Source organism: Streptomyces sp. NBC_00212 (genome assembly GCF_045206365.1).
GTDB lineage: Bacteria > Actinomycetota > Actinomycetes > Streptomycetales > Streptomycetaceae > Streptomyces.
Window position 1 is genome coordinate 4,197,601 of sequence record NZ_CP108115.1, and the last position, 13,716, is coordinate 4,211,316.

The 13,716-nt window shown below is 72.3% G+C and carries 10 protein-coding genes; 3 read left to right on the forward strand and 7 right to left on the reverse strand.

The features are described 5' to 3' along the window. Window positions 1-8 precede the first annotated feature (8 nt). The gene (locus OHA17_RS19195) at window positions 9-227 is read right to left on the reverse strand and encodes a hypothetical protein (protein WP_406507604.1); all 219 of its coding nucleotides are present in this window, start codon (window positions 225-227) and stop codon (window positions 9-11) included. A gap of 250 nt (window positions 228-477) precedes the next feature. Between OHA17_RS19195 and OHA17_RS19200 the strand changes: the two genes are divergently transcribed. The 3 genes from OHA17_RS19200 (at window position 478) to OHA17_RS19210 (ending at window position 4,495) form a co-directional block, all read left to right on the forward strand. After that, window positions 478-948 carry a MarR family winged helix-turn-helix transcriptional regulator gene (locus OHA17_RS19200; RefSeq protein ID WP_053725875.1) on the forward strand — a complete coding sequence of 157 codons (471 nt, stop codon included), beginning with the start codon at window positions 478-480 and terminating at the stop codon, window positions 946-948. Between the two features lie 57 nt (window positions 949-1,005). Continuing rightward, complete coding sequence (locus tag OHA17_RS19205; protein WP_406507605.1) at window positions 1,006-3,474, forward strand: MFS transporter; 2,469 nt, start codon at window positions 1,006-1,008, stop codon at window positions 3,472-3,474. Window positions 3,475-3,676: 202 nt separating this feature from the next. Further along, window positions 3,677-4,495 carry a YceI family protein gene (locus OHA17_RS19210; protein ID WP_053725873.1) on the forward strand — a complete coding sequence of 273 codons (819 nt, stop codon included), beginning with the start codon at window positions 3,677-3,679 and terminating at the stop codon, window positions 4,493-4,495. 297 nt (window positions 4,496-4,792) lie between these two features. Here OHA17_RS19210 and OHA17_RS19215 read toward each other — a convergent pair whose 3' ends face one another. From OHA17_RS19215 to OHA17_RS19240, 6 genes are all read right to left on the reverse strand, one after another. Next, window positions 4,793-5,587 (reverse strand): TetR/AcrR family transcriptional regulator, encoded by a 795-nt coding sequence (locus tag OHA17_RS19215; RefSeq protein ID WP_406507606.1) that lies wholly within the window; start codon window positions 5,585-5,587, stop codon window positions 4,793-4,795. A 108-nt stretch (window positions 5,588-5,695) separates the two neighbouring features. Next, window positions 5,696-7,207: an MFS transporter gene (locus OHA17_RS19220; RefSeq protein WP_398874115.1), complete on the reverse strand. Its 1,512-nt coding sequence runs from the start codon at window positions 7,205-7,207 to the stop codon at window positions 5,696-5,698. A gap of 631 nt (window positions 7,208-7,838) precedes the next feature. Continuing rightward, window positions 7,839-9,995, reverse strand: coding sequence for an ArnT family glycosyltransferase (locus OHA17_RS19225; protein WP_406507607.1), 2,157 nt, complete (start codon window positions 9,993-9,995; stop codon window positions 7,839-7,841). Next, window positions 9,992-11,353 (reverse strand): glycosyltransferase, encoded by a 1,362-nt coding sequence (locus tag OHA17_RS19230; protein WP_406507608.1) that lies wholly within the window; start codon window positions 11,351-11,353, stop codon window positions 9,992-9,994. Before OHA17_RS19230 ends, OHA17_RS19225 begins: the two co-directional genes overlap by 4 nt. Window positions 11,354-11,378: 25 nt before the next feature. Beyond that, entirely contained in the window at window positions 11,379-12,935 is a 1,557-nt protein-coding gene (locus OHA17_RS19235) for a sensor histidine kinase (RefSeq protein ID WP_406507609.1), read from the reverse strand. A 6-nt stretch (window positions 12,936-12,941) separates the two neighbouring features. After that, window positions 12,942-13,682, reverse strand: a complete 741-nt coding sequence (locus OHA17_RS19240) for a response regulator transcription factor (protein WP_053725868.1) — start codon at window positions 13,680-13,682, stop codon at window positions 12,942-12,944. Window positions 13,683-13,716 lie beyond the last annotated feature (34 nt).

Genomic DNA, 13,716 nt, shown 5'->3' on the forward strand with positions numbered 1-13,716 from the left:
TCCGCCGGTCAGCCCAGCGCCAGCCAGGCCACCGCCGCGAGGATGACGATCACCGCGACCACTCCGACGATCAGGCCGACGCGCGGGCCTGCCGGAGCCGCCGCCGGGGTTGCCGCCTGGCGGCCCTGCGGGGCGCCCTCGTCGACGAAGGCGCGGAACATCTGCGTGGAGCCCGCCGGGTCGTAGTTGCCCTCGGGACCCTGGGGCGCGTGGGGGTTGTGTGCCATGGGGCAGGACCCTAGCGAAGATGGGGGTCCGGCCCAACCCCCGCCCCCGCGCGAACACGCCCGCGAGCCAACCCCCACACCCTCGTGAAGACTCCGCGAAGACGGCCGCAACGCGCCTCACCTGCAACTTGGGTTTTCGCATGCAAAGGCTTTGCTCTTCCTTTGCCGCCCACCCCCGCATTTAGTTTGCCTTCGGCAACCAACAATCTTATGGTTGCCCGAAGCAACAAGATGTCGGGAGGTGTCGTCCATGGCCGCACAGAGCCTTTACGAGGAGCTCGCCCGGCAGCTCAGTGCCATCGGGGCCGTCAAGCGCGGGCTCGCGCGGATTCTGCCGCCCGAGTGCCCCGGCGGGTCCGCCGCCGTGCTCACCCTCCTGGAGCGGCACGGCGAGATGCGGATCAGCCGGCTCGCCGAACTCCTCGCGGTGGACATGTCGGTGACGAGCCGTCACGTCGCGCACGTCGCGCAGCGCGGCTGGATCGAGCGGTCCGCCGACCCCGCCGACAAGCGCTCGCGGATCCTGCGGCTCACCCCCGCCGGCCAGGTCATGATCGACGATCTCGGGCTGCGCACCACGGAGATGTTCGCGCACACCCTCAAGGACTGGACCGACGACGAGGTCGGGCAGCTCAACACGATGCTGGCCCGCCTGCGCGACTCCTTCGGGGACTGCCGGGCCCCCCACGTCCGGGCCCCCGAGCCCCGTCCGCCCGCTTAGCACCACCAGCACCACACCCGTACACCTGCCCAACAGACGTACAAGACAAGGAACTTCATGGCTACGACCACACCAGCCGGTGTGCGGGGCGGCCACGCCAAGCACGGCGGGCACGCGCCCGCCGGTGACGGCGCGCCGATGACTCACCGGCAGATCATGGAGGCGCTGTCCGGGCTGCTGCTCGGCATGTTCGTCGCCATTCTGTCCTCGACGATCGTCTCCAACGCCCTGCCGCACATCATCAACGACCTGGGCGGCGGCCAGTCCGCGTACACCTGGGTCGTGACGGCCTCGCTGCTCGCGATGACCGCGACCACCCCGCTGTGGGGCAAGCTGTCGGACCTCTTCAGCAAGAAGCTGCTGGTTCAGATAGCCCTGGTCATCTACGTCTCCGGCTCGATCGTGGCCGGTCTGTCCCAGAGCTCGGGCATGCTCATCGCCTGCCGAGTCGTGCAGGGCATCGGCGTCGGCGGTCTCTCCGCGCTCGCCCAGATCATCATGGCCGCCATGATCTCGCCGCGTGAGCGCGGCCGTTACAGCGGCTACCTCGGCGCCACGTTCGCGGTCGCGACGGTCGGCGGACCGCTGCTCGGCGGCATGATCACCGACACCGACTGGCTCGGCTGGCGCTGGTGCTTCTACGTCGGCGTGCCGTTCGCGATCATCGCGCTCATCGTCCTGCAGAAGACCCTGAAGCTCCCCGTCGTGAAGCGGGACGTCAAGGTCGACTGGATCGGCGCCTTCCTGATCAGCGCCGCGGTCTCACTGCTCCTGGTCTGGGTGACCTTCGCGGGCAACAAGTACGACTGGATCTCGTGGCAGACGTACGCCATGGTCGGCGGCTCGATCGCGCTGGGCGCGCTGTTCGTGCTCGCCGAGTCGAAGGCCAGCGAGCCGATCATCCCGCTGCGCCTCTTCCGCAACCGCACCATCACGCTGGCCTCGCTCGCCTCGCTCTTCGTGGGTGTCGCGATGTTCGCCGGCACGGTCTTCTTCTCCCAGTACTTCCAGCTGGCGCGCGGCAGGACGCCGACGATGTCCGGTGTCATGACGATCCCGATGATCGGCGGACTCTTCATCGCGTCCACCGTCTCCGGGCAGGTCATCACCAAGACCGGCAAGTGGAAGGCCTGGCTGGTCAGCGGTGGTGTGCTGGTGACGGCGGGCCTCGGTCTGCTCGGCACGATGCGCTACGACACCCCGTACTGGCACCTCGCCATCTACATGGCGCTGATGGGCCTCGGCATCGGCATGATGATGCAGAACCTGGTCCTGTGCACCCAGAACCAGGTCTCCCCCGCCGACCTCGGCTCGGCCTCCTCCGTCGTCGTCTTCTTCCGCTCCCTCGGTGGCGCGGTCGGCGTCTCGGCGCTCGGCGCGGTCATGGCCAACCGGGTCACCCACTACGTCACCGACGGCCTCACCGCGCTCGGCCCGCAGGGTGCCGCGGCGGCGAAGAACGGCGGCGGCTCCGGCAGCATCCCGGACCTGGCCACGCTGCCCGCGCCGATCCGTACCGTCATCGAGAGCGCGTACGGACACGGTGTCGGCGATGTGTTCCTGTACGCGGCGCCGTGCGCGCTGCTCGCGTTCTTCATCACCCTGTTCATCAAGGAGATCCCGCTGCGTACCCATGCGGTCGGCGCGGCCAAGACCGAGACCGAGCAGGCGCCCGCGGCCGCCCCGGCTCCGGCCACGGCCCCAATTCCCGCCCAGGCAGCAGCAGTTGAGGCACCCGTGGCCGCCACCGCGATGCTCGAAGGCACTCCGGTGCGGGGCACGGTCCGGGCAGCCGAGGGAGCGCCCGTGGCCTCCGCAGCCGTCACGCTCATCTCGCTCGGCGGCAGCCAGCTCGGCCGCGCGGTGGCGGGCCCCGACGGCGGGTACCTGCTCGCCGCGCCGGGCGCCGGTTCGTACGTCCTGATCGCGGCCGCCGACGGCTTCCAGCCGCAGGCCTCGACCGTGGTCGTGGGCACCGAACCGCTCGCGTACGACATCCTCCTGTCCGGCACCAGCGGCCTCACCGGCGCGGTGAAGGCGGCCGAGACCGGGGCGCCCGTCGAGGGCGCGATGGTGATCGTGACCGATGTGCGCGGCGATCTGCTTGCGACGGGCAAGTCGGGCGCGGCGGGCGAGTTCACCTTCGGTGAGCTGGTTCCCGGCCAGGTCACGGTGGCGGTCAACGCCGACGGGTTCCGCCCGCTGGCGCTGCCGGTGGAGATCGCGGGCTACGGCGTGACCCGCATCGAGGCCGCGCTCCAGGCCGGCGCGCTGGTCCAGGGCACGATCCGGGGCGGCGGCGACCGGCGTCCGCTGGCGGATGCCCGGGTCACGCTGCTCGACGCGGCGGGCAACGTGGTCGCGGGCACGACGACGGGCGACGACGGCGCGTACGCCTTCGCCGACCTGAACTCCGGCGAGTACACGCTGATCGCGACCGGCTACCCGCCGGTGGCCGGCTCGCTGACCGTGGCCGGCCGCGGCGTGGACGGCCACGACGTCGAACTCGCCCACCCGGGCGAGTAGTTCGGCGAGCGGTTCACAGACCCCCGGGTGCGGCGCCGCTTCGAGCGGAGGCGGTGTTCGCACCCGGCGTGGAAATGGGCCCCGGGGAAGGGGCGGCGGGCAGGGGACGGCCGGCCGCCCCGCCCCCGGGGCCCGGCCTTTGCACATGGCCTTTTGCACTTGGCCTTGTGCACTTGAGTTGCACTTGAGGAGAGAAAACGGGATGGGACTGCGGGCACAGGTACGGACGCGCGACGGCTGGGCGGTTTCGCACGCCGTGGTGACGATGACCGACATGACCGGCACGCAGGTGCTGCGCGCCTCGGCGGCGGAGGACGGCTCGGTGTCGGCGGACGTGGCGCTCGCGCCGGGCCCGTACACGGTGATCGTGACGGCCGTCGGGTACGCGCCCGCGGCCTCGACCGCGCTGGTCACGGCGAGCGGCCGGGCCGCGGTCGGCACGGTGGTACTGGCCCGGTCCGGCGGCGTCGAGCTGCCTCCGCCGGGCCCGTGGACGATCGACCCGGCGCACTCGTCGGTCGGCGCGGTCGCCCAGCACCTGGGGATCTCCAGTGTGCACGGGCGGTTCGGGGAGTTCGGCGGGCGGATCGAGATCGCGGAGGACCTGGAGAAGTCGCGGGTCGAGGCGGTCATCGGCGCGGCCTCCATCGACACGGGCAACGCGATGCGCGACGGGCACCTGAAGTCCCCCGACTTCCTGGACGTCGAGCGCTTCCCCGAGATCACCTACCGCAGCACGGACCTGGTCCCGGCCGGGCCGGACCGCTGGACGGTACGGGGTTCGCTGTCCCTGCACGGAGTGCTCCGCGAGGTCGACCTCGACCTCTCCTACCTGGGTACGGGTCCGGACCCGTGGGGCGGGGTGCGAGCCGCCTACCGGGCGACGGCGGAGCTGCGGCGCGAGGACTTCGCGATGCATTACAACCAGGTGGTGCAGGCGGGGATCTCGGCGATCGGCACGACGCTGCGGGTGGAGCTGGACATCCAGACCGTGCAGGGCGAGACCCTGCCGGGCGTCTGACCCTGCGGCCGGCCCTGCCGGGGCGGGGGGTGCGGTGCGTTCCGCGCGGGCCGGTGGGAGCCGGTCGCGCAGTTCCCCGCGCCCCTAACCCCCTCTTTCGGCCGCGGACCGTACGTGGTGCTCGCGCAGTTCCCCGCGCCCCTAGCAGGATCGACCCTGGCAGGGTCGAGCATCTTCAGCCCGTCCGGCGTTTGAGGACGAGCGCCCTTTAGGCGCGATACGGGGTCTGGGGCGGAGCCCCAGGGTCCTTCACCCCCGGCGGGTTTCGGGAAGGGGCGGGGTGGGGGATCCCCCGGGTCAGGCGGAGCCCCGCGTGCTCAGCGCCTCGATCCCCGCCACGAGCAGCGACAGCGCGAAGTCGAAGTCGCGCTGCCGCATCTCCTCCACCGTCTCCCCACCCCGCGCCGCCATCAACTCCGCCGCGTCCTCGAACTGCGCCCGGTATTCGGGCCGTTCGTTCAGCGCCCCCATCGCCTGGGCGAAGTACTCGTCCTGCGTGACCCCCGCGTCCTCGCAGCGCCGCACGAACGTCCCCTCGATCGTGCCGAACCCGTACACGAACTGGAAGACCGCGGCGAGACCGCCCATCTGCCCGTGCGGTGGCAGCCCGGTCCGGCCCAGGAGCCGCCAGGCCGTGCGCGAGAAGGCCATCGAGTTCGGCCCGATGTTGAGGTAGCGGCCCATCAGCGCGGACGCCCAGGAGTGGCGGACGAAGATCGCACGGTAGCCGGCGGCGATCGCGCGGAGCTGGTCGCGCCAGTCGGCCGACTCGTCCTCCATGTCGGGCAGCTCGATCTCGGCGAACAGCGAGTCGAGGGCGAGTTCGAGGAGGTCGTCCTTGGTGTCGACGTACCAGTACAGGGACATCGCGGTCACGCCGAGCTCGCCCGCGAGCCGCCGCATGGAGAACTTGGCGGCCCCTTCGGCGTCGAGCAGCCGTACGGCCTCGGCGGTGATCCGGTCCCGGTCGAGGGCCGGGCCGCCCTCGGCGGACGCGGGGGCTTCCGCCCGCCGCGCCCGGTTCCCCGCCTTGCTCCCGAGCCACACGCTGGTACGCGCCGCATCCTTCGTACGGTCCGCCGCCGACACCATCGCCGCCCTCCTCGGGCCTTGGTCCTGCCGACCCCTCGGGGTCCTGTTCGTAAGGGCACGCCCCTCAGGGGGTATGTCCGGAATTCGGGGATCTCACCCCTCTCGATGCTATGCGGCGGGAGCCGCCTCGGCGGGAGCGGGCGCGGTTCGTTCCGCGCGGTGCAGCAGGACCGCCGCCAGCAGCCCTCCCGCGAGCACCGCGACCGCGCCGACCAGCTGGCTGGTCTCCAGGCCGGAGGCGAACGCGTCCGCGATCCGGCCCCGTTCGGCGTCGCCCTTCGCGGCGGCGAGCGCGGCGGGCAGCGAGGCCGCGGCCACCGGCACCAGCGCCGCGAACCGCGAGTTGAGCACCGCCCCGAGCACCGCCACGCCGAGCCCGTTGCCGAACTCGCCGAGGGTGCCGTTCACGCCCGCGCCCACGCCCGCCTTCTCCGGCGGGATCGCGCTCATGATCGCGTTGGCCATGGCCGGCATGGAGAGCGCGATGCCCGCGCCCATCACGACCAGGCCGAGCAGCGTGCCGCCGTAGCTGTGCCCGCCGAGCAGCGCGATCGAGGCGAGCCCCGCCGCGTTCGCGGTCATGCCGATGGCTATGGCGCGCGGGGTGCCGACCTTGGTGACCAGCTTCGCGCCGACCCCGGACATGTTGAGCACGACGACGCTGAGCGCGAGCGGCGCGGTGCGCACACCCGCCTCCAACGGGCCGTATCCGAGCACGAATTGGAGGTGCTGGGTCAGCAGGAACAGCGAGCCGCCCATGCCGAACGCGACCAGGATCGAGCCGGCCACCGCGCCGATGAACTTCTGGTTGCGGAAGAAGTGCATGTCCAGCATCGGGTGCTCGATGGACAGCTCCCAGCGTACGAACGCCGCGAGGAACACCAGGCCTACGGCCGCCGAGGCCAGCACATGGCCGGAGAGCCAGCCGTGGCCGGGCCCGGAGATGATCGCGTACACGACACCGGTCATGCCGATGGTGGAGAGCAGCGCCCCGAGCAGGTCGGGCCGGTCGCCCTGCGGGTTCTTCGACTCCGGTACGAGGGCGACGACGGCGATCAGGCCGAGCACCGCGACCGGGATGTTGACCAGGAAGATCGCGCCCCACCAGAAGTGGTCGAGCATGACCCCGCCGATCAGCGGCCCCGCGGCGAAGCCGAGCGAGTTGACGGTGGCCCAGATGCCGATCGCCTTGACCCGGGACTCGTCGTCGAAGATCTGGACGACGACCGCGAGCGTGGTGGTCATGAGGAGCGCCCCGCCGACGCCCATGCCCGCGCGGGCGGCGATCAGCTGCCCCGAGTTCTGCGCGAGGCCTGCGGCCAGCGAGCCGATGCCGAAGAGGGCGAGGCCCGCCGCGAGCATCTTCTTGCGTCCGTAGCGGTCGGACGCGCTGCCCGCGGTGAGCAGCAGGCCCGACTGGACCAGCGAGTACGCGTTGATCATCCACTGGATGTCGGCGGTGGACGCGCCGAGCGAGGTGGTGAGCGAGGGGATGGCTACGTTGAGGACGGTGTTGTCGAGCAGCACCGTGAGCTGGGCGACGCAGATGACGCCGAGGATCAGCCAGCGCTGCGGGTGCCCGGTGGGGGTGGTCGGATTCTCGGCTGTCGTTGCCGTCATTGCGGCTCCCTGACTCCTTATACGGTGTAAGTGGGTGAGCGATGTACACCGTAAGGGAAGTTCTTGTACGCCGTAAAGCGATTTATGGGCGCGGTGGGTTGAAGGCTTGCCGAACCAAACGGTCGAATGCCTCAACCGGCCGCAACAACAGGCTCGTTGGAGCCCACGCTCGCGCCTCCGGCGCACACGCGCCCCGAGCGCCGGGGACCCAGCCCCCCGGCAGAGGCGCCCTGGGGCTCCGCCCCAGACCCCGGGATCCCCCACCCCACCCCTTCCCGAAACCCGCCGGGGGTGGGGGAAGGGGCGGAAGCCGGTTTCCTGGGGCTCCGCCCCAGACCCCGTATCGCGCCTGAAGGGCGCTCGTCCTCAAACGCCGGACGGGCTGAAATGCCCCGTGCGGGCCAGCACCGACGCCGCTAGGGGCGCGGGGCTGTGACATCGTGCGGCTCCGCCGCGTGGGCGCGACCAGCCACGAACGGCCTGCGGCCGAAGGACAGGCACATTCGCGCAGCGCACGGCATTCAGGGGCGCGGGGAACTGCGCGAGCAACCACGCACGGTCCGCAGATCGACGGGGTGGTCGGGGGTCCGGGGCGCACCCCGGGTGGAGCCCCCCCACCCCCGCCGAGCGCCTAGCTCACCCGCACCGTCAGGTCGTAGAACGTCGCCGTCCCCACCGTCACCTTCTTGAAGGACGACTCCACCCAGCTGCTGATCGCACTGCCGCCGGCCCGGCCTCCGCCGCCCATCACGCCGCCGCCGCTGGAGATGAAGTAGTGGATCTTTCCATCGGACACGTACTTCTTGAACTGCGCCAGCGTCGGCGACGGGTCGCTGCCGTTGAAGCCGCCGATCGCCATTACGGGCTTCGCGGTGGCGAGTTGGTAGCTCGCGGCGTTCTGCGAGCCGATGGCGGCCGCGGCCCAGGTGTACCGGCCCGCGTCCTTCTCCAGGAGCGCCTTGGCCTCGGCGCTCACCTTCGCGCCGTCGAGCAGACCGCCCATGCCCCGCGTGCCGCCGCGCTCCCCGGTGCCGCCGCCGGGCTGGCCGGGTGCCGTGGGCGCCTGGCCCATGCCGCCGCCGGGCATGCCCTGGCCCTGGCCTTGACCCTGGCTCGCCCCTCGGCCCGGCCAGCCACCGTTCTGGCCGCCGTTCTGGCCACCGGTCCGGCCGCCGTTCGCACCGCCGCCGAACCGCATCCGGCCGCCTCCCCCGGGCCCACCCATGCTCGCCCCGGCGGGACCCGCCGTGACGATCGAGCCGGTGTGGCCGGTGTTGAGCGTGCTCACCGAGTACGCGGCAGGGCCGGCCAGCGAGGCCGCCAATCCGACCCCGGCGACGCCGAGCGCCGCCCTGCGGTTCAGCCGGCCCGCGAGCGCGAGGCCCAGCGCCGCCGCGAGGCCGCCGATCAGCACCGCCCAGCGCAGCCACGGCAGATAGTCCGGGGTGCGCCCCAGCAGCACGTACGACCAGACGGCCGTGACCGCCACCGTCACTCCGAGCGCGAGCGCCGCCCAGAGGCGCGAGCGCTCCTCCCACAGGACCGTGACGCCCATGCCGACGAGCGCCGCGACGTAGGGGGACAGGGCCACCGTGTAGTACTGGTGGAAGATCCCGGCCATGAAGCTGAAGATCACGGCGGTCATCAGGAGCGCCCCGCCCCAGGCGAGGAACGCGGCGCGCGCGGTGTCGGTGCGCTTGGCCCGCCAGGTGACGACGAGGCCCGCGATCAGCAGGAGCAGAGCTGCGGGGAGCAGCCACGAGATCTGGCTGCCGATCTCGGAGTTGAACATGCGGCCGATGCCGGTCGCACCCCAGCCGCCTCCTCCGCCACCGCCGCCGCCCTGCCGCATGCCCGCCGGGAGTTCCATGCCTCCGGCGGCCCTCGCGGCCCCGCCGCCGACGCTGCCCGTCTCGTCGCCGTTGATCCGGCCGAGCCCGTTGTAGCCGAAGGTCAGCTCAAGGAAGGAGTTGTGCTGCGAGCCGCCGATGTACGGGCGCGACGACTTGGGCCACAGCTCCACGGCCGCCACCCACCAGCCGCCCGACACGACCAACACGCCGGTGGACAGGGCGAGTTGACCAAGCCGGCGACGTACCGAAGTGGGTGCGCACACCGCGTACAGGACGGCGAGCGGCGGCAGGATCAGGAAGGCCTGGAGGGTCTTGGTCAGGAACGCGAAGCCGATCGCGACCCCGGCCCACACCAGCCACTTCGTACGGGCGTCCTCCAGGGCGCGCAGCACGCAGTACACGGTGACCGTCATGAGCAGCGCGAGCAGCGCGTCCGGGTTGTTGAAGCGGAACATCAGCGCCGCGACCGGGGTCAGCGCGAGCACCGCGCCCGCGATCAGGCCCGCGGCCGGGCTGAACCGGCGCCGCACCGCCGCGTACAGGACGGCGACCGTGCCCACGCCCATCAGCACCTCGGGCAGCAGGATCTGCCAGGAGCCGAGGCCGAAGAGGCGTACCGACAGGGCCATCGGCCACAGCGACGCCGGGGGCTTGTCGACGGTGATCGCGTTGGCCGCGTCCAGCGAGCCGAAGAAGAAGGCCTTCCAGCTCTGGCTGCCCGCCTGGACGGCCGCCGAGTAGAAGGAGTTCGCGTACCCCGAGGCGCTGAGGTTCCACAGGTAACCGGCGAAGGTGGCGGCGAGCAGCGCGAGGAGCGCGGGCCGCACCCAGGCCGGGTCGTCGGGGCGGCCGCGCCACAGCCGGCTCCGGGCGGCCCGGGGGCCGGCCGCCGCGACCCCCTCGTGCGGATCGGCCTGACAGGAGGTCGTGGTCATCGTGCGTCGTCCTTCGAGTGGGGGTGGTGGGGAGATTCCGGCCGATCCGGGAAGACCCAGGCGCGGAACAGCAGGAAGCGCAGGACGGTCGCCGCGAGGTTCGCCGCGACCAGGACGGCCACCTCGGTGGAGTGCGCGGCGTCCGGGTTGGCCGCGTCCAGGGCCGCGAGCGAGCCGCTGGTGAGCGCGAGGCCGATGGCGAAGACCGCGAGGCCCTGCGCCTGGTGGCGCACCGCCCGGTCCCGGCCGCGCACCCCGAAGGTGAGCCGCCGGTTGGCCGAGGTGTTCGCGACCGCCGACACCAACAGGGCCACGGCGTTGGCGAGTTGAGGACCCATCGCGGTACGCGAGAGCGAGTACAGGAGGAGGTAGCAGAGCGTGGAGAGCGCGCCGACCGCGCAGAACCCGACGACCTGGCGGGCCAGGCCCCCCGGCACCCCGCTGAGCTGCCGGTCCCTCGGATCGTCGCCGAACGGCCGCGAGAGCCGGTCGAGCGGCAGCGCCCCGACGGCGAGCGCCCGGCCGACGCGCCACACCCCCTTGAGGTCGTCCATCGCGGTGCTGACGATGTGCACCGTGCTGGCCGGGTCGTCGACCCAGTCCACCGGCACCTCGTGGATCCGAAGGCCGGCCCGCTCGGCGAGCACCAGCATCTCGGTGTCGAAGAACCACCCGGTGTCCTCGACCATCGGCAGCAGCCGCTGCGCCACATCGCGCCGGATCGCCTTGAACCCGCACTGCGCGTCGGAGAACCGCGCCGCGAGCGAGCCGCGCAGGATCAGGTTGTACGTACGCGAGATGAACTCCCGCTTGGCGCCGCGCACCACCCGCGAGGAACGGGCGAGCCGCGAGCCGATGGCGAGGTCCGAATGCCCGGAGATGAGCGGCGCGACCAGCGGCAGCAGGGCGTTGAGGTCGGTGGACAGGTCCACGTCCATGTACGCGAGGACCGGCGCGTCCGAGGCCGACCACACGGTACGCAGCGCCCGCCCGCGCCCCTTCTCCTCAAGCCGGAAGGCCCGCACCTCGGGAATCTCGCGCTCAAGTCTCGCCGAAATCAAGGGAGTTGAGTCAGTACTGGCATTGTCGGCGACCGTGATCCGGAAGCCGTACGGGAAGGTCCGCGCGAGGTGCTCGTGCAGCCGCCGCACACACCGCTCCAGGTCCTGCTCCTCGTTGTAGACGGGGATCGTCACGTCGAGTACGGCGGTGCCGGCGGGCTGCACGGGCAGGTGCCGGCGGGCCGGGAGAGCCGCCGGATGCGCCGGGTTCACCGCGTGCGGCGCGGCCGCGGCGCCCGGGGCGCACACGGCACGGGCCGTACCGGCGGCGCTCGTGGCAGAGGGTTCGGTTCGCATACCGCGACCCTCGCGAGGGCCGCTGTCACACCTGTGTGGTCGGCCTGTGCCCAGCCTGTGAGAACGGCGTCCGGGCCGGGCCCTCGGCCTGTGCGGGGAGCGTCGGGGGCAGGCTCCCGGCGTCGGGCGCGCCCGGCAGGTGGACCCCGAACACCGTCCGCCCGGGCCCACTTCGTACCGTGACCCGTCCCCCGTGCGCGGCGACGACGGCCTGCACGATGGCGAGGCCGAGGCCGGTGGACCCGGCGTTGCGGGAGCGGGACGCGTCGCCGCGGGCGAACCGTTCGAAGACGTGCGGGAGCAGCTCGGGCGGAATGCCGGGTCCGGTGTCCTCGATCTCGACGACGACCCGGGGCCCGCGCACCTCGACCCGGGCGGTGACGGCGGTGCCGGGCGGCGTGTGCGTACGAGCGTTGGCGAGCAGATTGACCAGGACCTGCTGAAGCCGCTCCCGGTCCCCGCGTACGGCGACGGGCTCCCCGGGCAGTTCGAGCAGCCACTTGTGGTCCTGGCCCGCGGCATGCGCGTCCCCGACCACGTCCACCACCAGGGCGGAGAGATCAGTGCTCTCATACGAGAGCGGGCGTCCCGCATCGAGGCGTGCGAGCAGCAGCAGGTCCTCGACGAGCCCGGTCATCCGGGCCGCCTCCGACTCGATGCGGCCAAGGGAGTGCCTGGTGTCGGGCCCGACGTCCTCGCGGCCGCGCCGGGTGAGCTCGGCGTAGCCGCGGATGGAGGCGAGCGGCGTCCTGAGCTCGTGGCTGGCATCCGCGACGAACTGCCGTACCCGCGTCTCGCTCTCCTGCCGCGCGCTGAGCGCCTCGTGGACGTGGTCGAGCATCCGGTTGAGCGCGGCGCCGACCTGGCCGACCTCGGTGCGGGCATCCGCCTCGGCCCCCGGCACGCGCTCGTGCAGCGCGACCTCCCCGCTGTGCAGGGGGAGTTCGGACACCCGGGTGGCGGTGGCGGCGACCCGCCGCAGCGGCCGCAGGGCCACCCCGACGATGGCCGCGCCCGCGATCCCGGCGGCCACGAGCCCGGCGGCGGTCACGCAAATGACCACGAGGACAAGGGTGTTGACGGTGGCGTCGAGCCGGTCGGTGGGGAAGCCGAGGACGAACGTGTGGTCCTGATCCCACATGGCCCGGTAGTCGCCGAGCCCGGGGATCGTGACGGCATGCACATGGCCGTCCTTGGGAACGGTGGCCAGCGCCGCCGTCTGCTCATCGGACATCGGCTGGGTGCGGCTCTCGCCCTCCCGCTCCGGCTGCGTGCTCCGCAGCCCCGAGAGCGGCGTCCCGCCGGGCGGCGCGCCCGCGCCGACGGTGTGCAGCGGCTGCCCCGGCTTGGACACGATGAAGTCGAGCCGGTCACCGTCGGCCTTGACCGGCCCCAGGCCGCCGTGCCCGAGCCCCCGCATGGGCAGCCCCGCCCGCAGCTGGTCGTCGAGCTGCCGCTGGAGGTTGGCGCCCATCGCGAGCACGGTCACCGTGCCGATGACCGCGCCGACCACCGCGAGCAGCGCCACCGCCGACACGACGAGCCGGGTACGGAGCGACCAGGGCCGCCGGAACCTGCCCACGCGCCGCTACTCGCCGGGCTTGATCAGATATCCCGCGCCGCGCCGGGTGTGGATCATCGGGGAGCGCCCGGCGTCGATCTTCCGCCGCAGGTAGGAGATGTAGAGCTCGACGACGTTGGCCTGGCCGCCGAAGTCGTACGACCAGACGCGGTCGAGGATCTGCGCCTTGCTGAGCACCCGGCGCGGGTTGCGCATCAGGAAGCGGAGCAGCTCGAACTCGGTCGCGGTGAGGTGGATGTTGACCCCGCCCCGGGTCACGTCGTGGCTGTCCTCGTCGAGCGTGAGGTCGCCCACGGCCAGCACGGATTCGCTCCGCAGGGCCGCCGTGCCCGAGCGGCGGATGAGTCCGCGAAGGCGGGCCACGACCTCCTCCAGGCTGAACGGCTTGGTGACGTAGTCGTCGCCGCCCGCCGTGAGCCCGGCGATCCGGTCCTCCACGGAGTCCTTGGCGGTGAGGAAGAGCACCGGCACGTCGGGGAGCTCGCGGCGCAGCCGCCCGAGGACGGCGAGCCCGTCCATGTCGGGCAGCATGATGTCGAGGACCACGGCGTCCGGCCGGAAGTCCCGGGCGTCGCGCACCGCCCCGGCCCCGTCGCCGGCGCTGCGCACTTCCCAGCCTTCGTAGCGCAGTGCCATGGAGAGCAGCTCGCTGAGCGGCGCCTCGTCGTCGACGACGAGCACTCGGACGGGACTGCCGTCCGGCCTGAGCATTTCGGTCCGCCCCTGGGGCGAGGAGGTAACGGTCATGGCCCCACCCTGTGAGCGGGCGGTGAGAACATCC

Coding starts and splice junctions, on each gene's coding strand:
- OHA17_RS19195 (WP_406507604.1), bottom strand. CDS start 227: ATGGCACACAACCCCCACGCGCCCCAGGGTCCCGAGGGCAACTACGAC.
- OHA17_RS19200 (WP_053725875.1), top strand. CDS start 478: ATGGCCGCACAGAGCCTTTACGAGGAGCTCGCCCGGCAGCTCAGTGCC.
- OHA17_RS19205 (WP_406507605.1), top strand. CDS start 1,006: ATGGCTACGACCACACCAGCCGGTGTGCGGGGCGGCCACGCCAAGCAC.
- OHA17_RS19210 (WP_053725873.1), top strand. CDS start 3,677: ATGGGACTGCGGGCACAGGTACGGACGCGCGACGGCTGGGCGGTTTCG.
- OHA17_RS19215 (WP_406507606.1), bottom strand. CDS start 5,587: ATGGTGTCGGCGGCGGACCGTACGAAGGATGCGGCGCGTACCAGCGTG.
- OHA17_RS19220 (WP_398874115.1), bottom strand. CDS start 7,207: ATGACGGCAACGACAGCCGAGAATCCGACCACCCCCACCGGGCACCCG.
- OHA17_RS19225 (WP_406507607.1), bottom strand. CDS start 9,995: ATGACCACGACCTCCTGTCAGGCCGATCCGCACGAGGGGGTCGCGGCG.
- OHA17_RS19230 (WP_406507608.1), bottom strand. CDS start 11,353: ATGCGAACCGAACCCTCTGCCACGAGCGCCGCCGGTACGGCCCGTGCC.
- OHA17_RS19240 (WP_053725868.1), bottom strand. CDS start 13,682: ATGACCGTTACCTCCTCGCCCCAGGGGCGGACCGAAATGCTCAGGCCG.